The 24,431-nt window shown below is 45.5% G+C and carries 18 protein-coding genes; 13 read left to right on the forward strand and 5 right to left on the reverse strand.

Annotation, left to right across the window (positions count from 1 at the left end):
- Nucleotides 1-65 precede the first annotated feature (65 nt).
- The 5 genes from QUB63_RS02905 (at nucleotide 66) to QUB63_RS02925 (ending at nucleotide 6,266) form a co-directional block, all read left to right on the forward strand.
- Nucleotides 66-3,320: a WGR domain-containing protein gene (locus QUB63_RS02905; RefSeq protein WP_332943294.1), complete on the forward strand. Its 3,255-nt coding sequence runs from the start codon at nucleotides 66-68 to the stop codon at nucleotides 3,318-3,320.
- A 215-nt stretch (nucleotides 3,321-3,535) separates the two neighbouring features.
- On the forward strand, nucleotides 3,536-3,757 hold the full coding sequence (locus QUB63_RS02910; protein WP_293246577.1) for a type II toxin-antitoxin system HicA family toxin: 222 nt from the start codon (nucleotides 3,536-3,538) through the stop codon (nucleotides 3,755-3,757).
- A 2-nt stretch (nucleotides 3,758-3,759) separates the two neighbouring features.
- The gene (locus tag QUB63_RS02915; protein ID WP_332943296.1) at nucleotides 3,760-3,984 is read left to right on the forward strand and encodes a type II toxin-antitoxin system HicB family antitoxin; all 225 of its coding nucleotides are present in this window, start codon (nucleotides 3,760-3,762) and stop codon (nucleotides 3,982-3,984) included.
- 25 nt (nucleotides 3,985-4,009) lie between these two features.
- The gene (locus QUB63_RS02920; RefSeq protein ID WP_332943297.1) at nucleotides 4,010-5,653 is read left to right on the forward strand and encodes an SWIM zinc finger family protein; all 1,644 of its coding nucleotides are present in this window, start codon (nucleotides 4,010-4,012) and stop codon (nucleotides 5,651-5,653) included.
- 292 nt (nucleotides 5,654-5,945) lie between these two features.
- Nucleotides 5,946-6,266, forward strand: a complete 321-nt coding sequence (locus QUB63_RS02925) for a Ycf66 family protein (protein WP_332943298.1) — start codon at nucleotides 5,946-5,948, stop codon at nucleotides 6,264-6,266.
- 269 nt (nucleotides 6,267-6,535) lie between these two features.
- Here the strand turns inward: QUB63_RS02925 and QUB63_RS02930 are convergent, their stop codons facing one another.
- On the reverse strand, nucleotides 6,536-6,826 hold the full coding sequence (locus QUB63_RS02930) for a hypothetical protein (RefSeq protein WP_332943299.1): 291 nt from the start codon (nucleotides 6,824-6,826) through the stop codon (nucleotides 6,536-6,538).
- 331 nt (nucleotides 6,827-7,157) lie between these two features.
- Between QUB63_RS02930 and rnc (QUB63_RS02935) the strand changes: the two genes are divergently transcribed.
- From rnc (QUB63_RS02935) to QUB63_RS02945, 3 genes are all read left to right on the forward strand, one after another.
- Nucleotides 7,158-8,354 (forward strand): ribonuclease III, encoded by a 1,197-nt coding sequence (gene rnc / locus QUB63_RS02935; protein WP_332943300.1) that lies wholly within the window; start codon nucleotides 7,158-7,160, stop codon nucleotides 8,352-8,354.
- Nucleotides 8,355-8,405: 51 nt separating this feature from the next.
- Nucleotides 8,406-9,089, forward strand: coding sequence for a ribonuclease III (rnc, locus tag QUB63_RS02940; RefSeq protein WP_332943301.1), 684 nt, complete (start codon nucleotides 8,406-8,408; stop codon nucleotides 9,087-9,089).
- A gap of 117 nt (nucleotides 9,090-9,206) precedes the next feature.
- Complete coding sequence (locus tag QUB63_RS02945) at nucleotides 9,207-10,604, forward strand: reverse transcriptase family protein (RefSeq protein WP_332943302.1); 1,398 nt, start codon at nucleotides 9,207-9,209, stop codon at nucleotides 10,602-10,604.
- A 218-nt stretch (nucleotides 10,605-10,822) separates the two neighbouring features.
- Here the strand turns inward: QUB63_RS02945 and QUB63_RS02950 are convergent, their stop codons facing one another.
- The gene (locus tag QUB63_RS02950; protein WP_332943303.1) at nucleotides 10,823-11,746 is read right to left on the reverse strand and encodes a polysaccharide deacetylase family protein; all 924 of its coding nucleotides are present in this window, start codon (nucleotides 11,744-11,746) and stop codon (nucleotides 10,823-10,825) included.
- A gap of 157 nt (nucleotides 11,747-11,903) precedes the next feature.
- On the opposite strand from QUB63_RS02950, the gene QUB63_RS02955 reads away from it, so the two are divergent.
- Nucleotides 11,904-12,452: a DUF1824 family protein gene (locus tag QUB63_RS02955; protein WP_332943304.1), complete on the forward strand. Its 549-nt coding sequence runs from the start codon at nucleotides 11,904-11,906 to the stop codon at nucleotides 12,450-12,452.
- 251 nt (nucleotides 12,453-12,703) lie between these two features.
- Here QUB63_RS02955 and glgA read toward each other — a convergent pair whose 3' ends face one another.
- The gene (gene glgA, locus QUB63_RS02960) at nucleotides 12,704-14,131 is read right to left on the reverse strand and encodes a glycogen synthase GlgA (RefSeq protein ID WP_332943306.1); all 1,428 of its coding nucleotides are present in this window, start codon (nucleotides 14,129-14,131) and stop codon (nucleotides 12,704-12,706) included.
- Nucleotides 14,132-14,571: 440 nt separating this feature from the next.
- On the opposite strand from glgA, the gene QUB63_RS02965 reads away from it, so the two are divergent.
- The 4 genes from QUB63_RS02965 to QUB63_RS02980 all read left to right on the forward strand — a co-directional run bounded on the left by QUB63_RS02965 (nucleotide 14,572) and on the right by QUB63_RS02980 (nucleotide 22,124).
- Nucleotides 14,572-14,889, forward strand: a complete 318-nt coding sequence (locus QUB63_RS02965) for a hypothetical protein (protein WP_332943307.1) — start codon at nucleotides 14,572-14,574, stop codon at nucleotides 14,887-14,889.
- 588 nt (nucleotides 14,890-15,477) lie between these two features.
- Nucleotides 15,478-20,871, forward strand: a complete 5,394-nt coding sequence (locus QUB63_RS02970) for a VWD domain-containing protein (RefSeq protein WP_332943309.1) — start codon at nucleotides 15,478-15,480, stop codon at nucleotides 20,869-20,871.
- Between the two features lie 542 nt (nucleotides 20,872-21,413).
- Nucleotides 21,414-21,584 carry a hypothetical protein gene (locus QUB63_RS02975; RefSeq protein ID WP_332943310.1) on the forward strand — a complete coding sequence of 57 codons (171 nt, stop codon included), beginning with the start codon at nucleotides 21,414-21,416 and terminating at the stop codon, nucleotides 21,582-21,584.
- Between the two features lie 162 nt (nucleotides 21,585-21,746).
- Entirely contained in the window at nucleotides 21,747-22,124 is a 378-nt protein-coding gene (locus tag QUB63_RS02980; protein WP_332943311.1) for a DUF2283 domain-containing protein, read from the forward strand.
- 82 nt (nucleotides 22,125-22,206) lie between these two features.
- On the opposite strand, the gene QUB63_RS02985 is transcribed toward QUB63_RS02980, so the two are convergent.
- Both QUB63_RS02985 and hemC read right to left on the reverse strand, forming a co-directional pair.
- Nucleotides 22,207-23,037, reverse strand: a complete 831-nt coding sequence (locus tag QUB63_RS02985; protein WP_332943313.1) for a S1C family serine protease — start codon at nucleotides 23,035-23,037, stop codon at nucleotides 22,207-22,209.
- A 353-nt stretch (nucleotides 23,038-23,390) separates the two neighbouring features.
- Nucleotides 23,391-24,362, reverse strand: a complete 972-nt coding sequence (gene hemC, locus QUB63_RS02990) for a hydroxymethylbilane synthase (RefSeq protein WP_332943314.1) — start codon at nucleotides 24,360-24,362, stop codon at nucleotides 23,391-23,393.
- Nucleotides 24,363-24,431: the final 69 nt, after the last annotated feature.

Here is a 24,431-nt window from a genome sequence, read left to right on the forward strand (position 1 = left end):
GCGGGATGTTAGAATGGGGCACGCGGACTCGCCCCGACAAGCAAGGGCGATGGTGACAAACTGCGATGAAACTGATTAAGCGGACGGCTCTTTATTTTCAAGACGGTCGATCGGATAAAGTATACGAAGTCGATTTGTGTCAGGCGGGCGAAAACCTGTACTCAGTCAACTTTCGCTACGGACGCCGCGGCGCTACTCTCAAGGAAGGCACAAAAACCGATACACCAGTGCCCTTAGTCCAAGCTGAGAAAGTTTTCGACAAGCTAGTCGCCGAAAAGGTAAAAAAAGGCTATCAGGAAGCAGCAAGCATTCCCGATGCTGCACCCGCGCCAGAACTTCCTCGCGCCGAGACGCGCCAGCAAGCTATTTTGAACCGCATCGCCGGCGGGGGCAATGCTAAATGGCCTCTGGAACGGGCTATTTGGCGCGCTGGCGAACTGAAAATTGCCGAAGCCGGGCCGGGACTGATTAACTTAATCGGTACAGGAGAACCGCTGCGAGACTACTGTATTGCTTGGAGTTTGGGTTGGTGCGGCGGCGAGGGCGCTGTGGAGGCGCTGACTCGGCTTTATCGGAATCCTGCGACTGCGGAGTTTGTGAGGAGAATTGCTTTTGAAGGATTGCTGAAGTTGGCGGATGAGGAAGGGCGATCGAACTTGCGATCGTCCATAATCGAATTGCTACCCGCACAGTTGCGCGAATTAGCCGAAAACGGCAGCGCGGAGGAATTTTCTACAGCATTGAAAACTCATCTAGATACCCAAGATTGGAAACTTTTTACTGTAATTGATGAAGCTTTTTCGACAGCAGTGAGAACCGATCTGGACAGCCAAGATGGCAGGCGTTTTGCTGTGCTTGATACAGTTTATCAAATTGATAGTGAAGGCGCGCGAGCGGCTTTACTAGATATCTTAAGAACCGCACCGCTAAAACCGCATTACTTTAAACAAATTCGCCACATTTTCAAAATGGCCGAATACCGCCGCGATGCCGAAGTATTTGCGATTATTGCGCGCCGCTTTGAAGACGAAAAAGCCATGTACCGCAGCAATCCTTGGGCTATCATCATTCCTGGTGGCGGCGGCTATCTGATGAGGAGTGAATGGGCGTACAGCGAACAAACCGGGTACACTCACATCAACGGTTTCCAAGAGGAAATGCAGAGTCCCAATTGCCGAATTGCCTACAGCAGCAATACGCGCAGCTACTTAATCAAACGGGTGTGGCGCACTCTCAAACAATTAGGCGAAGAAAGCGACGCTAATTATGTAAAAATGGCTGTCAGCATCCTGCTGCAATATTCCGATGCTGATGCTGAAGGTGTCAGGAATACACCTTGGTATCGCTACGAACGAGTAGGCAATACATGGAATACGATTTCGCATTCCGTTGACTGGGATGCTTGGGCAGGATATTTAACATTAAACCGCATTTTGTACGCCAACAGTCCGCGCTATGTCTTAATGCCAAACAATCAAGCGTGGCGCTGCAAAGAAGGTTACAAACCCGGAGATGCGGAACCGTCGGCGCGAGAGGAAGCTTTTCCCGAAGTTTGGGAACAACATCCCGATGCGCTGTTGCAATTATTGTTAGCCAGCAACTGCCACCCGGTTCACCATTTCGCTGTGAAAGCCCTGAAAGCTTGTCCGCAATTTTTGGCTGGGATAGATGCTGACAGCGCAATCAAACTTATTGCTGCACCTTACGAAGTTACAGCAGAATTTGGTTTCAATTTGGCAGTCCAAAACGGATATCACAGATATCCAGCCCACCGGGAAGTGATTGTAGCGCTTGTTAACTGCGTATTTTTGCCAGCAAGAACCCAAGCTTTTCAGTGGATTGACGAACAGCGCGATCGCATTTTATCAGATACAGAACTAATAGTTGCTTTAGTCACCAGTTGGTACGCAGACACCAGGCAATTTGCCCGCAGGTTTCTCAATTCATCAATTCTGGAGTCTGCAACAGTCAGGGTACTAATTGGCAAACTTATAGCTTATTTATTAACATTTCAACCAGCAGAATTCATTCCGCCTCATACATCAATTGTAGCAAAAGACATCGCCGACACGCTCCTGCTCAACTTTACGCCGCAACTGCGGAACATAGGATTGGGAGTTGTCCTGGATTTGCTGCGGCATCCGCTGCCGGAAGTTCAGGAATTGGGGGCGAGAATTTTGCTGAATCACGAAATCGGCGCGGCTGATTTGCCACCTGAATTAATCGAATCGCTAATTGCATCGCCCTACGAACAAATTAGAGGAATTGGCATCAGGTTATTCGGTCAATTGCCTGACGAATCCCTAACAAATTCTCAGAAAAGTTTGATAGTAGGAATGGCCGTCAATGCTTTGGCAGATATCCGCAATTCTATTAAACCAGTAATTCGGCGTTTGGCGGCAGAATATCCAGAATTTGCAGCGCGGGTTGCTGGTGAATTGATTGATATCTTGATGTTGCCGGAAAGACAGGAAGGAGTACACAGTTATTTGCTAAATTTGCTGCGGCAAGATATTCCGGGGTGGATGTCTGCGATGGATAAAAACAAGACTTGGCTGCTGCTGAAAGCTAAGTCTGCTGTCGCGCAGGAATTAGGCGGATTTGTGCTGGGCGAAAATTGCACGAATTGGGCGGCAGAGTTTGATACAATTGAGCTGGTAAAACTGGCAAGTCACGAGATTTTATCCGTGCGGGAAGCGGCGCGGCAAATGTTTTTGCAAAAGCTAGATACGATTCGCACAAATTCTCAAGAAATGCTGTCAGCCGTGCGACTGTTGGAGGCAAAGTGGGAGGATTCGCGGGAATTTGCAGCGAGGATTTTTCGCACGGAATTGACTGATGAAGATTGGACTCCCGAAATCATGGTTAGCCTTTGCGACAGCATTCGGGAAGACGTGCGGCAATTTGGCAGAGATTTGGTAATTCGCTATTTTCAGGATGAGTGCGGACAAGATTATTTGCTGAAGTTTAGCGAACATCCGTCAGCGGATATGCAGTTGTTTGCGACAAATTATTTGGAGAGTTATGCTGCAAGCAATCCCGAGAAATTGCGGGAGTTGGCGCCGTTTTTTGTCGCCGTTTTGTCGCGGGTGAATCAGGGAAGAGTTGCGAAAAAGCGAGTTTTTGCGTTTCTGGATGCGGAAGCCCAAAAGAGTGAGGCGGCGGCGAGGATTGTCGCGGATATTTTAACCAGGCAGTCTGCTACGATCGCCCTTGGAGATAAAGCAGCCGCCATCGAGACAATGCTGAAAATTCGCCGGAGTTATCCTCAGATAGATTTGCCAATTCAGGTAAAGCCTGTAGTTGAGGTGAGGACTTAATGCGATCGTCCAAATTATCTGCGTTAATCTGTGTTAATCTGCCTGAATCTGCGGTTGGTCTATCTATCAAAAATTTTTCGCTGTAGGGTGCGTGACTTTGAAGAGATTTGGGCGCAGTGTAGAAAATCTCTGATGTCACGCACCGTAATTCTCTTTATATAAAAATAGTCGTCTCGGCGGTGATTTGTTAGGATAGTTAAGGGCGAGCGTAAATTATGCCAAAAAAAATTAGAGAAATAAAAAGTATGCTGCTGAAAGCAGGATTTACGTTCCGCTCAGGCAAGGGAAGCCATACAAAATGGTATCATCCCCTGATTCCAGGTGCTTTAACTCTATCGGGCAAAGAAGGAGATGATGCCAAACCTTACCAGGAAAAAGACGCCGCTAATGCGATAAAAAAAGTACAGGAACTAGAAACAGAACGGGAGGAAGAATAACAGTGAATAGTCGCTATACTATAATTATCCAATGGTCTAACGAAGATGACTGTTTTGTTGTCAGTCTTCCCGAATGGGGAGAGTTTTCTCACACGCATGGAAATAGTTATGAAGAAGCACTCAAAAATGCTATGGAAGTTTTAGAACTTTTGATTGAGTCATGCTTAGAAGATGGCAAACCTTTGCCAGAAACTCAGATATTTGGAAAAGCATTGCTGGCAGCATAAAATATACGATCGTCCCTTAATTATTATGGAATTTAACTACTCTTACAAAGGAAATACCGAAGTTGCTGAAAGCGGCGGCAATACCCAAATGTCCTTCTCCCCAGACACCAAACGTCCGCCCACCTATTTTATCGGAGAATTGCGCCAAAACGTTGCCTTTCGCGAAGCAATTAGCGCCTTGCACGATGTCGTTGTTTCCGATATGCGCTTCAAACCAAAAGACAAAACAGCCTATAAAGAATGGGCAGCCCAACAGCAGGAAATGGACTGGCAACTCGTCGCAGCCCGCCAACAAAAACTCGCGGAAAAAGTTCAGCCGCTGCAAGCCGAATTAAACGATTTAACTCAGCGTCATTCCCAACGCTTAGCACCTTTTTATCAATCCCAAAAGCAATACTTCGACTACCTTTATCAAAAAGACCGCGATGCTTGGTTTGTCCTCGATCCGGTAATTACAGTTCATCCAGACGAAGTATTCTTCGAGTGTTTCAGTCAAGATGAATCGAGTTACGGCCGCCTCGGTGCCAGCTACGAAGTGTTTAAAAATATCAGCGAGTTTGCTTGCGGCACGACTAACATCGACTACTCCGCAGCGCTTTACGATGAATTTCAAAAAATCCGCAGTTACAAGACTACTTCCCTGCAAGTAGATCCGTCCGGTTTTGAAGTTCAGACTGTGAATGAGGAGACTTTTAAAGAAGTTAAAATTGACTTACCCGACAGTTGGGTGAGAGGATTTTTGCAAGTTAGTTCGGCGATGTCTTTGCCGGCGGTGCGGTTTGATTTGCACCCGATGGACATCCACAATATTTGTTTTATCTTGCGCCGCCACAAGGAGAAGCAAGGCCCGCGCAGTATGCGCTACCACCTGAAGCCGGGGGAACCGGTGCGGGTGATTTTCGATCCTTGGGGAACGGAGGTAGTTTGCGCGCGATCGATCTATACTGGTTCCCAAGAGCAGCAAATTCGCGTTTGGGGAAGGCGCCGCATTCACATTCTCGAAAGACTGATTCCCGTGGCGAAAAAGTTCACAGTTCACCTGTTAGGAACGGGAATGCCTTCTTTTTACGTAGCCGATTTGGGCGATATGTCATTTACCCTGGGATTGTCGGGATGGAGTGCCAATGATTGGTCGCAATCCGGCAACTTTGATTTAATGGCACCCCGCGCCGATGTTGATGCTTGGACGCAGCAATTAATCTTTGATGCGCTCAAAGAAAATTGGGTAGAAACTGCTGACAGTTTGGCAACAAGACTGAAGTTAAATCGGGCGTCGGTGTTGGGTGCATTGAGTGCTTACACGCAAGCGGGAAGGGCAATTTACGATTTGAACAAACAGGTTTATCGAGTGCGGGAATTGAGCCGAGAACCTTTACCGCTAGAACGGTTGAGATTTGCCAACGAAAGAGAATCAAAAGCAACTGGATTCCTGAGTGAAAATGCGGTACAAGTGACCGATTTTACCAGCGATTCTTCCGGCTCATTCACTGTGCGAGGCAGTGTCAAAGACCGGGAAAAAACTTTGAATCCGCACTTGACAATTGATGCAGACGAGCGTATGATTGAGGCAGAATGTACTTGTAATTGGCACCAGCAAAATAAGCTGTACAAAGGCCCTTGCGAACACATTTTAGCGCTGCGAATGCAACACGCACGTCAGTGTCAATAACCAGCGTCAATAACTTAATAAATCGCGCGTTTAAATTGGTAAACAGCCTTGCAATCCGGGCGGTGGATCGCCGTCCTTGCGCTTAGTCGAGACAAGCATCACTAGCCTGCTCTTGACTGTGCGGGGCTTCAGGTACTGTTGGTGTTGCGGTGTGGCTTCTGTGAAGCCAACGACCAACAGTACCTGGCCCCGCTGGAGTTGAGCAGTCTAGTCCTGAGGGGTTTACGAAGGGGCAACCAGTGGCGGCGCGCGATTTTTTTTGTTAAATTTAGAGGTTGGGAGGGTTCGAGGGATGGTAAATGTAGCAATCAATTGGATGTCAATTCTGGGCATTGTCGATATAGCTTTGGCGGTTGCTTATCTAGTTAGTGCGATCGTAAATTCGGGAATGCGATCGCAAATTATCGGCGGTACAGGCATAATTCTTTACATCATTCAAGGAATCATGGCTGTTGTAGTCTTGCCCGTCAGCGGTTTTATTTTATTCTTTCAAGGTTGGCGGCTAGATCCTATTTTGGGATTTCAGCAATTTTTACTTCATGTTTTGCTGATTTTCTTAGCATTTAAGGATGCTTTTATTTACGGTTTAGTTACTCGACAATCTCGGCGGTGAGATGCTTGGGGATGTCATAAAAATAATTGTTACTTAATAGCAAATAGCAAAAATCTAGTGACACTCTGCGTAGGGTGCCGCGGAAGAGCAAACCCTAATTGTTTCGCACGCAGCATAATTCCGGGGCACCCTACAGCCTGAATCTATTAGCGTCGCGGCCGGAATTGGATAAAAAACTCTGTGTCACAGTCATTAAGGCCTTTTGCTCGTTGAGTGCTACATCCAAAAAATACAACACCCAGCCCATCGCAGTCACAAAGTTGGTGTAATTATTCACCTATTATTTGAGATTTATTTTTGATTCGCTCCAGTACCTCCTCTAAAAAATCTTCGTTTTTGCCAGCAACCTCGATCATCTCCCGCAGCGTGTCAGCGTATGACAAGGTACGCTTGTGGTGGTCGGGCATTTTTTCAAAACGCGGCCCCCACCGCTTGACGGCATCGATATTAACGCCTAAAACCTTTACCAAAAGCAGGTTGCAACGCGCTTTGTAGCCTCTGGCTGTTTCTTCTTCTTGTGTGGCGTGGAACCACCGACGGCAAAAATCCCAAGCTTCCATTAATTCACTCAGCAGGCTAAACCATTTGTCGCGTCGCGACGTTCTGCAAGGCAAGCAACATAGGGGAAAAATTACACTGTTTGAGGATTATGGTATCATCCCATTTGGTGTAAAATTTCCCCTAATAGACTATAGCTGACAATTGATTCGACGATCGCACAGCATGAAGTTCGGGATCGCACTTGGTGGCAGTTGTTGAAAGGGAAGGGCGATCGGCAAAAGATCGTAAACTAATTAAATATAAGCAGGTTTATTAAAAAAGATCGGCTTTTACGAAAAACTCGCAACTCTGAATGTAGCAACAAAAAAGAAAGGCAAGTAAAAACAATATATGGCTATTAGCAATCGCGAACGAGTTGACACAGCTTTAAATTTATTATGTCAGGCATTGTATCCTTATCTTAAACAGGAAATGCAGAGAGTTTACAGCAATAGCTGGGAAAAAGAGGCTAAGTCCTGCTTACCTAAGCATAAACCATTGAAACAAAAATCAGCAGACAGTATTCTGAGTGAAGATGTTGCGATGCTGCTGTTAGTCATGTCAAAGCAGTGGGATAAAGTTTTCAACGAAAAGCTAAATTATACAGGAAACGGCCTAGTAGTTGAACTTATCCAAGTCCGCAACGATTGGGCACACCAAGTCCCATTTTCCACCGCTAACACCTATCGCGCCCTGGATAGTATTGCCCGACTACTAAAAGCTGTCTCCGCACCACCAGCCGATATTAAAGAAGTAGAAAAGCAACAGCAAGAAGTCCTGCGACTCCTGTCTCAAGAACAAACTCGTCAAGAAAATCGCCATTTTTCTGCGGAAGAAGACCGCATTAGAGAAAGATTGGGCGATTTACTAAAACGGCTACCTTTTCAGGATGCTTCTCTGCTAAATCAGGCACTCACTCACCGCTCTTACCTTTACGAAAATCCTAAAGCAGTCAGCAAAGATAACGAGCTATTAGAATTTCTAGGCGATGCCTTGCTGACTTTTCTAAGTGGCCAATATCTCTACCGCCACTACTCAAATAAAAATGAAGGCGATCTAACTCGCCTGCGTTCCTTGTTGGTCGAAGACAAGCAATTGGCAAAGTTTGCTGCCGCCTTGAATGTCGGTCAGTGGATGCTGCTAGGCAGGGGTGAAGCAACAAATGGAGGCACTGCTAAAGAGTCGTTGCTCAGCAACACTTTTGAAGCAATTATCGGCGCGTATTTTCTCGATTCTGGCATTGAGGCAGTCCGCGATTTTGTAGAACCGCTATTTACGCCAGTAGTGGAAGAACTTATTTCTGCTGAGCCAGAACCGGACTCTAAGATTCCTGGAGACCCAAAAAATCAGTTTCAGGAACGGGTACAGCGGAAGCTCGGGCCAATTACCCCTGAATACATCACAATCAACGAGGCAGGGCCAGATCATGCTAAAGAATTTACTGTTGAAGTGCGCGTAAATGGAGAGGTTTACGGTAAAGGAAGTGGTCGCAGTAAAAAAGAAGCTGAAAAACGTGCTGCTGAAGACGCACTTAAAAACTCAGGCTAATATAGAAACGTTTTCCATGCTATTAATTTCCCAGCAAGTCCAGACATCAAAATGTACAAACTTCCAAAATTCAAAGATGAATCCCTCTTGCAACGCGCTTTCACCCACCGCTCCTACGTTAACGAACACCCAGAAGCAGGCGAACACAACGAGCGACTAGAATTCCTCGGCGACGCTCTGCTAGGTTATCTAGTCGGCGAAATCTTGTACAAGCGCTATGAAGATTTTAGCGAAGCTCAATTAACTCGCTTGCGCTCTGGATTAGTCGAGCAGAATCAGCTAGCAAAGTTTGCTGAGCAACTAGGTATAGGCAAGTTAATGCGCCTGGGAAAAGGTGCAGAAAAAGATAAAGGTCGCGAAAATCCCTCTTTGCTTTGCGATACTTTTGAAGCGATGATTGGTGCGTACTATCTCGACTCAACCATGAAATCTGTCCGCCCCTTTGTTCAAAAGCTGTTTATTCCAGTTGCTGATAGTATGGTTTATCCTCAGTCCAATACTGAGCCAAAAAACCTTGTAGACTTTAAAAATCGATTTCAGGAGTGGGCTCTAGAAAAATTCGGTCAAAACCCCGAATATTCGATCGCAGACGAGGAAGGCCCCGATCATGCTAAAGAATTCACTGCTGAAGTGTACGTCAGCGGCAAAATGTACGGTGTGGGCAGAGGCCGCCGCAAACAAGATGCCGAAAAACTTGCCGCCGAAGCCGCTCTCAAAAAAGTTGGGTTAACTTAGAGAAGTAAAGTTCGGTTTGGCGGCGAATGAATCGACTAATTATCGATGAGTTAACCCAGAAAACCGACAATATACAATTCACAATCTAAAATCCAAAATCTAAAATCTAAAATCGATATGACTGACCAGCCGCGCACTCGCCAGGAATTGTACGATCGCATTCGTTCTACCAGCAAACAAGAATTCATTCTCGAAGAAATGATCCGACTCGGTTTCTGGCCCGCACAAGGCGAAATTCCCGAAGATCCGGCCGACGAAATTCGCCGGAGCGGGGAAATTCGGCGAGAACTAGACGAACTGCGGCGGGAAAGTTCGCGGCTGCAAAACGAGCAAGCACTCCGCAAGGAAATGCTGAAACAGCGGCTTGCCGAGTCGCGGCGAAAACGGCAGGAAACTAAGGAACGCCGGGAAAGAGAACGGCAAGAACGCGCTGAGAATTGGCGGCAAAGAAAACAGCAAGAAATTGGCTATCTCGGCGAGGGTGTATCGGCAGGACTAAATAACACAAACTGCAACGCAGAACGCTTGCAAAGCTATCAGTTACCGCTTTGCAATACATCAGCAGAAATTGCTGCGGCGATGGACATCAGCATCGGACAATTGCGGTTTCTCGCTTTTTCCCGCAAAACTTCCCATATTTCCCACTACATCCGGTTTAAAATACCTAAGAAAACTGGGGGAGAAAGACTTATTTCCGCGCCCATGCCCCGCCTCAAAAAAGCACAGCACTGGATACTTGCCAACATTCTCGAAAAACTCGAATTGCACGGCGCAGCCCACGGTTTTCGATCGCACCATTCAATTGTCACAAACGCTCAACCTCATGTAGGTTCAGAAGTTATTATCAACTTCGACCTCAAAGACTTTTTTCCCTCAATTTCTTACAAGCGAGTTAAAGGACTTTTTCAATCTTTCGGTTATTCTGAAGCTGCGGCTACAATTTTCGGATTGCTGTGTACGGAACCGGAGATTGAAGAATTGGAATTAGACGGCAAAACCTACTTTGTCGCAGTTACAGAACGCCATTTGCCCCAAGGTTCTCCCGCAAGTCCAGCTATTACGAATTTGCTGTGCCGCCGCCTCGACAAGCGCTTAACTCAAACGGCTGAGGAATTGGGATTTGTTTACACTCGCTACGCCGACGATTTGACATTTTCCGCATCGGGAGACAGCTTGCAAAACATTTGTAACGTACTCAGGCGCACGGAGGCGATCGTTACTCATGAAGGATTTAGTATTAACGAACAAAAGACTCGAATCTTGCGGAAAAATCGGCAACAAGAAGTTACTGGAATTGTTGTTAACGAACAACTCAGTATTTCTAAGAAAGTTTTGAAACGCTTCCGCGCTGCTTTATTTCAAATTGAGAAAGACGGGCCGGAGGGCAAGCGGTGGGGGGATTCGGCTGATGTTTTAGCATCCATTCAAGGTTTTGCTAACTTTGTAGCAATGGTAAATCCTGAGAAAGGTGCAGAATTTATCGAACAGGTGAAAGCAATTAAAAATAAATGGTAATATCGCCCTGCTAAGGAACGAAAATTTAATAACTTAAACATTTGCCACACTTACCTCTCTCCAGAAGCGGTGAGGTAAAGAGAGGCAGAGCCTCCGGATCTTCATTACCAGGCAGAGCCTGGTAACGAGCAAAATGAAGGTATTGATGCGTCCGGGAGGCTCGAAATTATAGTTAATAAGGACTAAATTCATGACTACAAACAACTTTTATTTTTTGCCTAAAACCACCCTTTCTTTCTCAGAGTAGAAGCTTTTTTAGCTATCCGAATTAAATATCTAGGCGACATATCTTTATCGACAGTCATGCGAGAGATGCGGTAGTTATTTTGCAGTCGGTTTACTCTGAATAAATGGTCATCGTACAAAAAGCCCGTTAAATGATATTTAGGCAAAATCTCTTCCACTTCGGTGTCTGATGCGCCGTAGGGATAGGCGATGTGAGCGCCGATAACTTTATTTTTGTCTAAATCTCCCATACATTTTCTCAACTCTAACTTAGATTTAGCAATTTCAAATTCTAATTCTTTCCTGCTCAGCTTAGTTAAGTTTTTGTGAGTAAAACCGTGAGACTGAACGTCATAAAAACCTTTTTGGTATCCATCTCTTAAATCGTTGCAAGTAGTGTGGGCTAAAAAATCTTTGCCCATATCAACACCTAAAAAGTGAGGATTGACAAATAACACAAATTTGCCCTTTTCTTTGTAAGTAGCTGACAGTTTTTCTAAGAGGGGAAGTGCATTTTCATGGACGCCTTTGTAGCCGTCGTCAAAGGCGAGCATAATCGGTTTTTTACCGAGATTTTGAGCGGGTATGGGCTGCGATTTGTCGATAAAGTATACGTACAAGTCTTGAGATGATAACAACCAATAGTTTTCTTTAATTAGATATTCTAAAAATACTGAAAAATCTTGTTTGGTGTAGTCAGTGGGAAAAGCGAGCCTCCGAGGCGGCAATTCGGCGGGATTTCGAGTGTCTACAATGTCGTGAAAGCCGATTATAGGGATTCTGAGGAAGTTAGATTCTACTGCTGTGAAGCCAGAAATACCTATGCTGATTGCAAATATTAGCAATAAGTAGATCGGTTGGGCTTTGTGTAGCAGCCGAAACAGGAAATCTCGCAGGATTTTTACGTTTTTTGACAATTGCTCGCTCCTCATACTTTTATCACCAATTTGTGTGCTTTTCATCTCTACCATTAATCGAGGTAAATTCAGCAAGATTGACATTTTTTTTGCTATTTCTTTAAAATCTAGGTAGAGTGTGCGGGCCGATCGCCCAAAATGATTCCCAGAGCCTACAATGCGGTATAATCGGGGCTGGCGCGAGTGTTACGGCCGTCGATCGAGGGTTGCAATGGCAGAAATCCGTTGGCGAGTACCCGAAGGTCGATCGTACTTTTGGGAAATATCAGAGCAATTCATGTCTACTCAAAACCCGACTACCCTAACTGTTGAAGCAGCACAGCAAATCCTCAAAGATTTTACTTGTCTGGATATGCAATCTGTAGCGTCGCCGCTGGAAAAACAGGCGCTGCGTGAAGCGATTTTGCTGGTAGCAAGTTTGTCGGATTACCAAATGCTGGGAGTTTGCGCGGCTTCGACGGATGAGGGTTTTTCAGCTTTAGAAAGTTATTTGAAGGCTTTGGGATATCAAGCTGTTTTAGATCCAAATGCTGTCTCGACCTTTGCTGGTTCTGTTTATATTAAGTTTAATACTTTGAAGGGTTCGTATTATGTTGACGGTTATACCGGAACTTACCGGGGCGTTTTGGTGTCTTGTCAATCGGTTGAGGAAGGTGGAGTTAGCGGGACTTACGGTCATTTACCTCTGGATTTATTTGTTGATTAATTGGGCATTGGTATTGGTGTCAACTTAGTCCGCAAGACCGCCAGGGACTGAAGTCCCTGTCTAATAGCAAAAGTCCTCTGAAGAGGACTGATGAGTTCTTGAGTCCTCTTCAGAGGACTTTCGCTTTGAGGCAGGGACTTCAGTCCCTGCCGGACTGCGGGTTTGAGCTTAAGTTACTGTAGGCTGCGTCAGGAAATAGGCGATCGCCTAAATCGGAAATAACGCCTGACGCACCCTACAAAGCACAGAGATTAACCTTTACCAACGCTCAATTCTGGCTCGGGTTCCGGTGCTGTTTCTTCGGGTGGAATTCCCAAAATATCGCTGTACAAGTTGACATATTTTCTGGCAGAAATATCCCAGCCAAAATCTTCTCTCATGCCGCGCTTTTGCAGTTCTTTCCACTTATCTTTGTAGCGGAAGCCTTCCCATGTTCGGATCATGCAGGTGAACAAGTCGAGGGGCTCGTAGCGATCGAAACAGTAACCTGTGCCGGTATCATTAATTGGGTCGTTGTGAGATACGGTATCGACTAAACCGCCCGTGCGGCGCACCATTGGGACGCAGCCGTAGCGGAGGGCGAGCATTTGGCTGATGCCGCAGGGCTCGAAACGGCTGGGCATCAGGAAGGTGTCGCAGCCTGCGTAAATGCGCCGGGAGAGGGCGTCGTTGTAGAGTAATTGGGTGGACATCCGACCGGGATAGCGGGCTGTCATTTGCCAGAGTTGGGTTTCGTAGTAGCGATCGCCCGTTCCGAGTACAATAAACTGAGCGTCGGTATAAGCCATGAAGCGATCGAGCATTTGAATGATCAAATCCAATCCCTTCTGTTCTACCAGCCGCGTCACCATGCCGATTAACAGGGCATTTTTATTCACTTCCAAACCGACTTCTTCTTGCAGCGCAATTTTGTTAAATGGGCGCTTTTCAATAGTATCAACACTAAATTGTTGGTGGAGATACTTGTCAGTTTCTGGGTTGTAAGATTCTGTATCAATTCCGTTCAAAATCCCGGATACCTTGCCACCGAGGTAAGACAGCAAACCTTCCAAAGTTTCCCCGTAAGCTGCGGTTTTGATTTGCTCGGCGTAAGTGGGCGAAACTGTATTTACGCGATCGGCAAACTGTACTGCGGCAGCCATAGTATTGTGACCTTGCATATACCAAGGACACCAAGTCATCTGCTCCAAACGCCAGCGCCACGGCCCTTGATAAGCTAAATTGTGAATAGTAAAAACCGTGCTGATATCGGGGTCTTGGCTCATCCAAACAGGTATCATCCCCGTGTGCCAGTCGTGACAGTGGATAATTTGGGGTTTCCAGTGATTCCAGGCAAATTCAGCGGCAGCATTGGCAAAGAAAGTGAACCTCCAATCTTCATCTACGCCGCCGTAAACGCGGCGGGGTAAGAAAGAGGGATGTTGCATTAAGTATAAAGGTACATCCGTTCCCGGCAAAACACTTTCAAAGACGGAGAAGCTTTGGAACATGGCCGCCCCATTCCAAACAGGTTTTTTGGGAACGTCCATTTTGTCGGCGACGAAACCGTAGTAGGGCATGAAGATGCGGACATCGTGACCCATGCGGCGCAGAAATTTAGGCAAAGCGCCGACGACATCGCCCATACCGCCCACTTTGGCGAGGGGTGCTGCTTCGGCGGATACAAATAAAATGCGCATTATTTTTTTGTGTTCCTTGGGATAGTTAGTCTAGATCAAGTTTAAATGGCGAGGGACACAATGTTAACGCGCCGTCCAAAAACAAGTATAAATCTCTATTGTCGATCGCTCCAGCAATTTTTTTAGTGCTTAGTTCAAGCATTTAGTAGAGGCTGTGAAGGAAATCTCAAATTTCCTGTCTCAAATCTCTAGTCTCAAATCGACCTTAGAGGTAGGAAGTATGGAGTTTCTGGTAGATAAGATGCGTTTTGATAGTTGGGATACAAATACTGGGAATTGCTAATGGCGGACGTATTGATTGCGATCGCACGTACTGTAGCTGACTATCGATGGCGCTGGGGGCCGTGTAAATTATTGTTACAAAACCTGCCAATATGCGTAAAAATAGAAGGCTTTTTCCTAAATACCTATAGAGGCTGAAATTTGGGGAGGAAAAAGCTATGGGGTTTGTGTCAAAGGATGCTGCGGGCGATCGGGCTGACAAAGCAGGCGGCAGCAATAGTAAACCCAAGTCAAATCAGAAGGTGGAAACAGATATGTCATCAGGGCGAGAAAGTAGGGAGAATCCGATTATTCAGGTTTTTGATAAAATCGAGGACATTCTGTCGGAAACTTGGGCAGAAACAGGGTTTGGAAAGGTGACTATTGAGAGTGAGAGGGAGAAGAAAAATTTGATTCGGGTAACTGTTAAGGGTTCGACTCATTATCGGTACTTGATTACAGATGAAGATGTTGAGGAGTGGAAGTCGAGAACGTAAAGTGCGATCGGGGGCTTATGTCTGTTTGGTGTGGTTACTATAGAGATAATCGCATATTAGGATAAATTTGTTGTGGCGGTTTCGGCGATCGATTCTGCCACACAGATCGTCTCGATCGACGGGCCCCCATCCAAGGAGCGCGGCGGGTTTATATGATTTATTGGTAGGTGTCAAAGATTTAGGCGAACCCGCCCCTACAGCCCGGGGAAAATATTAAGAAAAATTTGTAGGGGCGGGTTCACCGATCGATTCTGCCACCCACAGATAATCTTGATAAACCCGCCCCCACCCAACCATGACACTCAGTAAAAAAAAAGATCGGCGCAGGTATTGACAGGTTGAATTAAATGCTGTAGATTATCTTTAATTCACGGGAAGTACACCTACAAGCATCTATCCTGTACGGCTGTGAGTGCCGACAGTTTCATATTTTCAAATAATTGAATATTCGTAACAGAAAACCTAGTTCGAGACGGATGTGAGTTTCGCGGGGCTGGGGAAGTGGTGATGTCGCATTATGTGCGATCGCCCCTTCTCCGGCTTTTTTGTTTTTTGGCCAACAATTAGTTTTTTTGAGGAGATTGGATTATGAAAGGGCTAACAGATGATGAGTTTTTCGGTACTGAAGTGGGTACGGGTGTCGAGGATCGCGCTTTGATTGTGGGAAGTGCGATCGGGCAGAATTCCCTCAGCAGTTTGGCGACAAGTCCAGATTTTCTGGCCAAGATGCAGGTAGCATTCGGCAACAGCTTTGATGTTGAGAAAGCTGTCAAGTTAGCATCAGCTTGGGCACGGGGAGATTTTAGCGAATTTCCAGAGATTGAGATTCGTTCCGAAGCTGAGATTAATGGTGCTTTGGGTGCGTTTGCGGCTGCGACAGGGAAGATTTATCTGTCGCGGGAATTCCTTGCCAAAAATGCGGGGAATGTTACGGCGGTTGCGGGTGTTTTGCTGGAAGAGTTTGGGCATTTTGTTGATTCGCAGATTAATAGTGTAGATGCGATCGGGGATGAGGGGGAGATTTTTTCTGATTTAGTTCAAGGTAAGGCGTTGAGTCAGGGGGAATTGGCGGGGTTGAAGGGTGAGGATGATAGTGCGATCGTTGTTTTGGATGGGGAATGGAGGGCGATCGAGCAGAAAGTACAATCAGAGCTACTTGACTTTTCGGGTAATAATGTTAGGCTTGGTCAAAATTTACCATTCAATGGCGAGTTCAGATACACCGATTTAGACTTTGAACTTAATAAGTCTGATGGCGTTAAAAACCCCGTATTTGGATTTAACTCGAATGTCAACGCATCGGTTGGCTTAGTTCCTTTTGTAAATTTGTTCAGCTTGGGAGATGCTAGTTTCAAATATCCAATCAATCTTAATGTAGAATTACCCAATAATGTTGGACTCGGAGAAAAATTTGAAATTAAAACAACTAATTTTAACCCTGGGGAATTAAACCTTGAAGGTTTGGGATTTGAGCTAGCTAGTGCAGGAATTGATCTTGAATATGCTCTAGGACCAATTAATCTCAAAGATGTTTACATCAAGAAGCCTACGGGTGGAAACCTCTTTAGTGGGGATTTAATCAATTACAGTGGTTTTCCTAAAACAACCACTAATCTAGTGAAGAAAAGCTTGGGAGACCTTAATGCTAGTTTAAGCTTTCCTCTGGTAAAAAATGTTTTAGACCTCAATGTTACACTTCCAAAAATAGAGGAGTTTAAACAAGAGAAAGAAAACTCTAGCACAGATTTATCTTTACCTTTGATTAAAGCTAAAGGTATGACAAAGGATAGCTTCATAACTTTATCAGGAGATATAGATGCAGCAATAGTTAAATATTTACCAGCAGCAAGGCCCTTAAAAGCTATTCTCGAAGGTATAGGTTCTGAATTAGGTGTAGAAGCATCAGGACTTGGCTTTTCAAAAGAATTTCCTGATGAGAAGGGAAGAGGAGCAGCAGTTCTCGGTTTTGATCTTCTCGACATAAAAGGTAATGTAGGGGTAGGTCTTCAGGAAGACTTAACATTTGAACCGAAGGATCTCTCGATTACACTGTCAGTAGATGGTGGTCAGGAACAGAAGAAATCCCTTAAAAATTTGTTATCGGAACCATTTAGCTTGACTGCTCCATCTGAAGGGTGTGGAGTAATGGAAGTAAAAGCTAAATACGAGTTGATCGGCGAACTAAACACAAAGCTTTCTCCTACAATTCAAGGTTCTCTGAATACTCAGGGTATTGTGGTAAGTAAAAAATATACCTTTGGTCCACTCCAAAAAGATGAACCATCACCATTAGGTCCATTAATTGGCCCTTTGAAGTTTCCTGAAGGAAGTATCGCTATACCAAAACCCATAGTTAGTAGCTATCCTAACGATAGCAATGCTTTTTTTAAAGTCGCTCCAATTGAAATTGACAAAGTAGGTAATAGTGTCAGGAATATAGTGGAAGTTACCTACAAAATCCCTTACAACTTACCCGTCTCAGTCTCAGATGCAAGCATAGAAGAAGGGAATAGCGGCACTAAGGATCTAGTTTTCCCAGTAACACTACGTGATACACCAAAGGAGGCAGTAACGCTATCATATAGCTCGCCTAAAGGTAGTGGCTCAGTCACAATTGCAGCAGGTCAAACCAGTGGTGAAATTAAAATTCCTGTAACAGGAGATGAAACAGTAGAGCCAGATGAAACCTTCACGCTTACAGTCAAAGACCAAAATGGTAAACTATTTGCTGACTGTAAAGGCACAGATTCTTCTGAAGCCACAGGCACTATCATTGATGATGACGAGGGGAAACCTAACCCCCCCAAAAATGGAGGCAAAACCTTCAACGATCCCCGCATCGTCACGATCGACAAACAATATCACGACTTTCAAGCCGCTGGAGAATTCACCTTAATCGAATCAACAACTGGCGACCTAAAAATTCAAGTCCGACAACAACCTATTAACAACAACCCTCGCAGCAATGTCTCTGACAACACAGCCGTAGCCACAGTTTTGGCTGGAAAACGCATAGGAATTTACAAAGGTCAAGGACTTTTAATTGATGGCCAACCAACCCAAATTGCCAACGATGATGCACTTGCCATTGGAGGCGGACGCATCTATCGTGAAGGCAGCACATATACTATTGTTTATCCCACTGGCGATCAATTAGTTGCAAGTGTAGGAAGTCGCGTCAATGTCGAGGTTTTCCTCACCGACGATCGCGAAGGCAAAGTCAAAGGACTACTCGGCAACTTCAACAAAAACCCCAAAGATGACTTAGCAAAACGCGATGGAAATGTAATTCCTGAACCAGTTTCCCAACAGCAACTTTACGGCGAATATGCTGATAGTTGGCGAGTGAGTCAAGCAGAATCCTTATTCGACTACAAACCGGGTGAAAATACCAACACCTTTACCCTGAAAAATTACCCCCGCCAGAAAGTTAAAATCTCCGACTTAACCCCCGCCGACGTTCAAAAGGCAGAAGAATTAATTGGCGATCGCATCAAAAATCCCACCACCCGCGAAGCTGCTATCATCGACCTCGTACTCACTAAGTTCGATCCTGATATTCTTGAGGAAGCACTCAACGCACCAGATCCAGATAGCGTACTTGCGATCGCCTCCCCATTCACCGCCAACAGCGACTTTACCACCACCACCGTCAACACAGCCACAAAAATCGATATCTTAGCCAACGATACCACCGCAAAAGACCCCCTCTCCATCAAAGAATTCAACACAAAATCAGTTGCAGGCGGCATCATTACCCTCGACAACAACAACACCCCCAACGATAAAACCGACGACAAACTCACCTACACCCCACCCCCAAACTTCACCGGCACCGATAAATTTAACTACCTCCTAACAGACGGCAAACAAATTCAAGCCGCCACCGTTAACATCAACATCAACAGCCTCAAACTTGACAACCTTTCCGGCAATAACGGCTTCGTCCTCAACGGCACTGAAGCAGGTAACTTCTCAGGAGTTGCTGTCAGCAAAACCGGAGATATCAACGGCGACAAAATTGACGATATCATTGTCGGATCGTTCGGTGCCGATCCCAATAACGTCAACGCCGCAGGCAAAAGTCAAGTCATCTTTGGCACTCAAAAATTCCCCGCCAGCGTCAATCTTTCCCAACTCAACGGACAAAATGGTTTCACCCTCAACGGCACCGATGCCGAAGGTTTCAGCGGCGGCACAGTCAGCAGTGCCGGCGATATCAACGGCGACGGCATCAAAGACTTTATTATTGGTGCCTTCGGTGCCACTGTCAACGGTCAAAATAATGCCGGAAAAACTTACATTGTCTTCGGCACAAACAAAGGATTTCCTACTAACTTCAACCTCGCTAATTTGAACGGAAATAATGGTTTTGCCGTTACAGGAACCAACACCTTTGACTACGCCGGCCTCTTTGCTAGTGGAATTGGAGATATTAATGGCGATCGCATTGACGACTTACTCATCAGCGCACCCGGCCCCCTCGGTGGCACACCCGGTAAAAGCTACGTCATCTACGGCCGCACCACAGGTTTTTCTCCCAACTTCAACCTAGCAGAAATTAACAACAACAACGGCTTTGTAATTAACGGCATCGACGGCAATTCTAGCGGTACTGCCAGCAGCGGCGACATCAACGGCGACGGCATTCCCGACCTCGTAATTGGTGCAGATGGAGGCAACACCAGCGGCGGCATTAATGCAGGCAAAACCTATGTTATTTTAGGTCAGCAAGGCGGATTTACTGGCAGCGTTAACGTCCCCGAATTAAATGGAACCACCGGATTTGTCATCGCCGGCCTTAGTGCTGAAGAACGTTCTGGAATCGCCCTCACAGCCACAGGAGATATCAACGGTGACGGCAATAAAGACCTCGTAATTGGTGCTCCCGGTGCAACAGTTGGAGACCAAATTAACGCAGGCAAAACCTACGTAGTTTTTGGCAAAAAAGAAGCCTTTCCTGTCATTGTCAACCCCGCTGAATTAAACGGCAATAACGGCTTTACCATATTCGGTTTCGATGCCGAAGGCTCAGCGGGAAACGCCGTTAGCTATGCCGGAGATATCAACAAAGATGGCTTTGACGATTTGTTAATCGGAGCCTCCAGCGCCAACTCTGACGATAAAAACAATGCAGGCAAAACCTTTATTGTTTTTGGCAAAAAGGAATTTTCATCTAATTTCAGTTTAGCAGAAGCTAACGGTAAGAATGCCTTAGTTTTAAATGGAGTAGAAACCGATGGTTTAGTTGGCACTGCTGTCAGCGGTGGGGGAGATATTAACGGCGACGGCATTGACGATATAATTGTTGGCGCACCCGGCAGTTTATTTCAAGATTCTCCCGGCAAAAGTTATGCAGTTTTTGGCAGCCGAGGTTTCGGTTTTGCTAACCCGAATAATGGCTTGCAAGGCACTCTTGGGGATGATATTATCAACGGAACCCAAGCCGATGATACTATTTCCGGTCGGCAAGGAAATGATAAAATCTTTGGCAACTCAGGTCAAGATGTGTTATCTGGTAATCTCAATGACGACTACTTAGATGGTGAGAAAGGGCAAGATATTCTCATCGGTGGAGATGGAAATGATAGCCTTTTTGGTGGACTTGGCAATGACGTGCTTAAAGGCGATAGTGGTAATGATATTATCACCGGAGTTGACATCAATGCTATTAACCCCGGAATTGAGGAAGTTGACACCTTAACTGGCGGAGGTGGTAGCGATATTTTTGTCTTGGGAGATGTCAATAACACTTACTACGATAACCTGGATAGCGATTACGCGCTGATTACTGACTTTAATGCCAGTGAAGATACGATCCAATTGCAGGGTAAAGCCGATGATTACTTGCTAGTTCCTTTCTCGCAAGCTAACCAAACTGGTACGGCAATTTACCGCAAGGCGGCTCAAAATGAATTAATTAGTATTCTCCAAGGAGGTGCAAATTTGAGCTTGAGTGGTAGCTATTTCAGGTTTAGCTGAGAATTGTGAGGCCAGTTTGCATCATTTGTTGGTGGGGTGGGGGCGGGTTTACATAATTTGTCGGTGAGTGTCAAATATTTGGGTGAACCCGCCCCTACATGGATGGTAAAATGTTGGATAAAATTCCTGGTAAAATATTACATAAAATTTGTAGGGGCGGGTTCGCCATGAATTTTGCCACCCACCAATAACCTTAATAAACCCGCCCCCACCCAACCGATAACCCCGAACAACCATCTCTACCTCACCGTTAAATTCAATTAATTCTTAATTTTGGTGTGGGGGCGGGTTTTTATCATTTGTCGATCGCTCTCCAAGATTTTGCCAAAACCGCCCCTACATGAATGATAAAATAATAGATGTGAGCTCTATCGCCCTTTTCATCCATCCCCGTCCATCTGCGTTAATTTGCAGTAAAAAAAGAGCGTGAAGCGCAGCTATCGGGAGCGTGAATCGCCCCTCCTTCTCCTACCTTGAAAATTTTAATGGTATAATTAAGTCTATCTGTAAGTTTTCCATTGACAGTAAACATAAAAAATGGTATGCAGTTTGATAAACGCTGGACAGTTCGCGATCGCTACGGCAATGATATTTATTTAACCGAAGAACGGTGGGAACACATCATCGACCCTGACAATCACCCCGAAATGGAAAATTGCGAAGAAAGTCTCCAGCAAACAGTTCGTTCAGGTCGTAGGACACAAGATTCATAAATCCACAAAAGTACCGTTACAGTAAAGAATTTGACAATTTAGTAGAGGACAATACCCATATTGTTGCAATTGTCCTCTGCCGGTATCGTCCAAGTGAAAAGGGTCAACTAATACCAAACAACTATATTGTTACAGCTTATCAAAAAATAATGGGTTAACTCTATGAACAAGCCAAATATCAAATATGATGAAGTCAGCGATACCCTTACAATTTCCATTGAACCACGAGTACCTGCAACAGGGATAGAACTGACAGATCGTATCCTATTACGGATTAGTAAAACTGAACGCAAAGCCATCAGTATTATTGTGTTTGACTACTCTATATTAGCCCAAAAAACAGATATGGGAACCCGAAGTTTTTCCATCGCAGCAGGATTATCGCAGCTATCAAGCGAACTCCGAGAAATGGTTTTTGAGATTTTGCTGCAAAAACCAGTATGTGATTTTTTGCATCTCTCCGCTTACACGCTGTCACTGGTTGAAACAATTCCGATCGTTTCTCTGCAACCCCTCCCTGTGGCGATGAGTGAAGTGTAATTGAGCAAAGTGCGATCGCCCTTTTCACCTCTTTTCACAAAAAGTGCGATCGCCCGAATCACAGATTACCGACAACTAGCGACTATTCCTCATCAGGTTCACCCTCAAAAGTTTCTTCAAATCCAGCTAAAAAGTCATCCAAAGCTTCCGAGGCGATCGCCAAATTAATACTATCAGCATCTTCCAACCCCCACGTATTCACCCCAACAACTTGACCGGCCATATTAATCAACGGGCCGCCCGAATTTCCCGGATTAATCGCCGCATCAGTTTGCAACACCTTCACCTCGGCAACCTCATCTTCATCATCCTCGCCCACCTCATACTCTTCGGGTTCGCGGATTTCACTAATAATACCCTGAGTTACCGTTGATGCCAACTGTCCCAAAGGATTGCCCACAGCAATTACCCGATCGCCCACTTTCACATCAAAAGACAACTCTAGGGGAGGATATTCTTCGGGAGATTCTACTTGTTCTCCTGTTTTCGGATCGATGATAAAACCAGTAATCAAAAGCAATGCTAAATCCTCTTCCGCATTACCAGTAAATACCACCTCTGCCATTCTCAACTTTCCGTCATTAGTTTCGACTAAAACCTGTTCGACTTCATCTTCTTCATAGAAATAATCTTCCTCGGCAATATCTTCGACAACGTGATAGTTAGTGACAATTATGTCAGGGAATACAAAAAAACCGCTCCCCGAAGAAATTTCTTCTCCTGTATCCCAATCCATCACGTAAACTGAAACTACGGAGGGCAAGACTTGCTCGACGACATCAGAAGAGTTTCCCGCCTGGGTTTTAAACTCTTTCAATTGCTGCTGCAAAGCTTTTCGATCTGCCTGCATTTTGCCATAAAGTTGCTGAACTTTTGCCAATTCTAGCTTTAATTGAGTTTCCTGAGCGCTCATATTTTGCATTTCCCTAAAATAGGTTGCTGATTTATTTTCGATTTTTGATTGTAGATTTTGGATTGTACGTTGACAATTATAGGGCTGATACTAAGAAACCCGGTTTCTACGAAAAATCCTGGGCTTTACAGCAAGGCATCCATCCATAAACCGGGTTTCTCAACACCGTGCGGAGCGTCCTAAATTAGTCAGATATTTGTGAAATCGGCAATTTTATTTAAAATCACCATCTAAAATCTACAATCAGACTGCTATTGTACCTGTGAAAGCAAAAGCGAACCGCCAATTATTTTTATTTTACAAAAGGCGATGTATCGGGTCTCAAAGCATTGACAAATAGATGCCGATCGCATTTACGAACCGCGTTGAAATTCGACAAATATTTCCTCTAAAATTGCACTCGCTCCCTGGGCGCGCAGGCGGTGGGCGAGGTCGATTCCCAGCATTTCAGCAGTCTCGGCGGCGCCGGAAACAGTATCTTTGACAAATCGCTGGCCGTCGAGACTGGATACCATTCCGGTTAAGGTTAATTGACCGTTTTCTATTTTGGTATTGACGCCGATCGGCACTTGACAGCCGCCTTCTAATTCCCGCAGAAATGCGCGTTCGGCATAACATCTTTGGGCGGTTTCCGAGTGTTCGAGAGCTTTAATCACTGCCATGATTTCTGTGTCTCCGGCGCGGCATTCGATGCCCAAAGCACCTTGTCCGACGGCGTGAAGCGAGATTTCAGGATCGATAACTTGGTGGATGCGATCGCCCATTCCCAATCTTTCCAATCCGGCAACTGCTAGAATAATCGCGTCGTAACCGCCCTCATCTAATTTAGCGAGTCGAGTATTGAGATTACCGCGAATATCTTTGAATACAAAATGAGGGAAATGGTGCCGCAGTTGAGCCAGCCTGCGCAGGGAAGAAGTGCCGATTACGGAACCTTCTGGGAGGGTGTCGAGTTGCTTGTCTTTGTGCTTGGAGTGAACTACCAGGGCGTCAGCGGGATTTTCCCGTTCGGTGACGCATCCTAAAATTAAACCTTCGGGTAAATTGGTAGGCAAATCTTTCAGGGAATGAACGGCAAAGTCCGTTTCATTGTTAAGCATTCCCGTTTCTAATTCTTTGGTGAAAAGTCCTTTATCGCCAATTTTAGCAAGCGCGACATCAAGAATTATGTCCCCTTGGGTAGACATGGTGTGGACTTCAAAAGTGTGTTCCGGGAAGTGTTTCTGTAGCTGTGCTTGCACCCAGTGGGTTTGAACGAGAGCGAGTTGGCTTTTGCGGGAACCGATGCGGACGGTTCGGGAGGGGGCAGATGTGGTTGGGGACATAAGATCGATCGGAGGATAGCTTGAAATGAGCTAATATATTCACCTGATCTAGCGTACCGCAGGTGGGGA

This window comes from Microcoleus sp. ARI1-B5, from assembly GCF_036705795.1.
Taxonomy (GTDB): domain Bacteria; phylum Cyanobacteriota; class Cyanobacteriia; order Cyanobacteriales; family Microcoleaceae; genus Microcoleus.

What these genes read in the sequence shown, in the direction of transcription:
- QUB63_RS02970 (WP_332943309.1), top strand. Translation starts at nt 15,478, where the DNA reads ATGAAAGGGCTAACAGATGATGAGTTTTTCGGTACTGAAGTGGGTACG.
- QUB63_RS02920 (WP_332943297.1), top strand. Translation starts at nt 4,010, where the DNA reads ATGGAATTTAACTACTCTTACAAAGGAAATACCGAAGTTGCTGAAAGC.
- QUB63_RS02955 (WP_332943304.1), top strand. Translation starts at nt 11,904, where the DNA reads ATGCGGTATAATCGGGGCTGGCGCGAGTGTTACGGCCGTCGATCGAGG.
- QUB63_RS02980 (WP_332943311.1), top strand. Translation starts at nt 21,747, where the DNA reads ATGAACAAGCCAAATATCAAATATGATGAAGTCAGCGATACCCTTACA.
- rnc (WP_332943301.1), top strand. Translation starts at nt 8,406, where the DNA reads ATGTACAAACTTCCAAAATTCAAAGATGAATCCCTCTTGCAACGCGCT.
- QUB63_RS02910 (WP_293246577.1), top strand. Translation starts at nt 3,536, where the DNA reads ATGCCAAAAAAAATTAGAGAAATAAAAAGTATGCTGCTGAAAGCAGGA.
- QUB63_RS02985 (WP_332943313.1), bottom strand. Translation starts at nt 23,037, where the DNA reads ATGAGCGCTCAGGAAACTCAATTAAAGCTAGAATTGGCAAAAGTTCAG.
- rnc (WP_332943300.1), top strand. Translation starts at nt 7,158, where the DNA reads ATGGCTATTAGCAATCGCGAACGAGTTGACACAGCTTTAAATTTATTA.
- QUB63_RS02925 (WP_332943298.1), top strand. Translation starts at nt 5,946, where the DNA reads ATGGTAAATGTAGCAATCAATTGGATGTCAATTCTGGGCATTGTCGAT.
- hemC (WP_332943314.1), bottom strand. Translation starts at nt 24,362, where the DNA reads ATGTCCCCAACCACATCTGCCCCCTCCCGAACCGTCCGCATCGGTTCC.
- QUB63_RS02975 (WP_332943310.1), top strand. Translation starts at nt 21,414, where the DNA reads ATGCAGTTTGATAAACGCTGGACAGTTCGCGATCGCTACGGCAATGAT.
- QUB63_RS02905 (WP_332943294.1), top strand. Translation starts at nt 66, where the DNA reads ATGAAACTGATTAAGCGGACGGCTCTTTATTTTCAAGACGGTCGATCG.
- glgA (WP_332943306.1), bottom strand. Translation starts at nt 14,131, where the DNA reads ATGCGCATTTTATTTGTATCCGCCGAAGCAGCACCCCTCGCCAAAGTG.
- QUB63_RS02930 (WP_332943299.1), bottom strand. Translation starts at nt 6,826, where the DNA reads ATGGAAGCTTGGGATTTTTGCCGTCGGTGGTTCCACGCCACACAAGAA.
- QUB63_RS02965 (WP_332943307.1), top strand. Translation starts at nt 14,572, where the DNA reads ATGGGGTTTGTGTCAAAGGATGCTGCGGGCGATCGGGCTGACAAAGCA.
- QUB63_RS02945 (WP_332943302.1), top strand. Translation starts at nt 9,207, where the DNA reads ATGACTGACCAGCCGCGCACTCGCCAGGAATTGTACGATCGCATTCGT.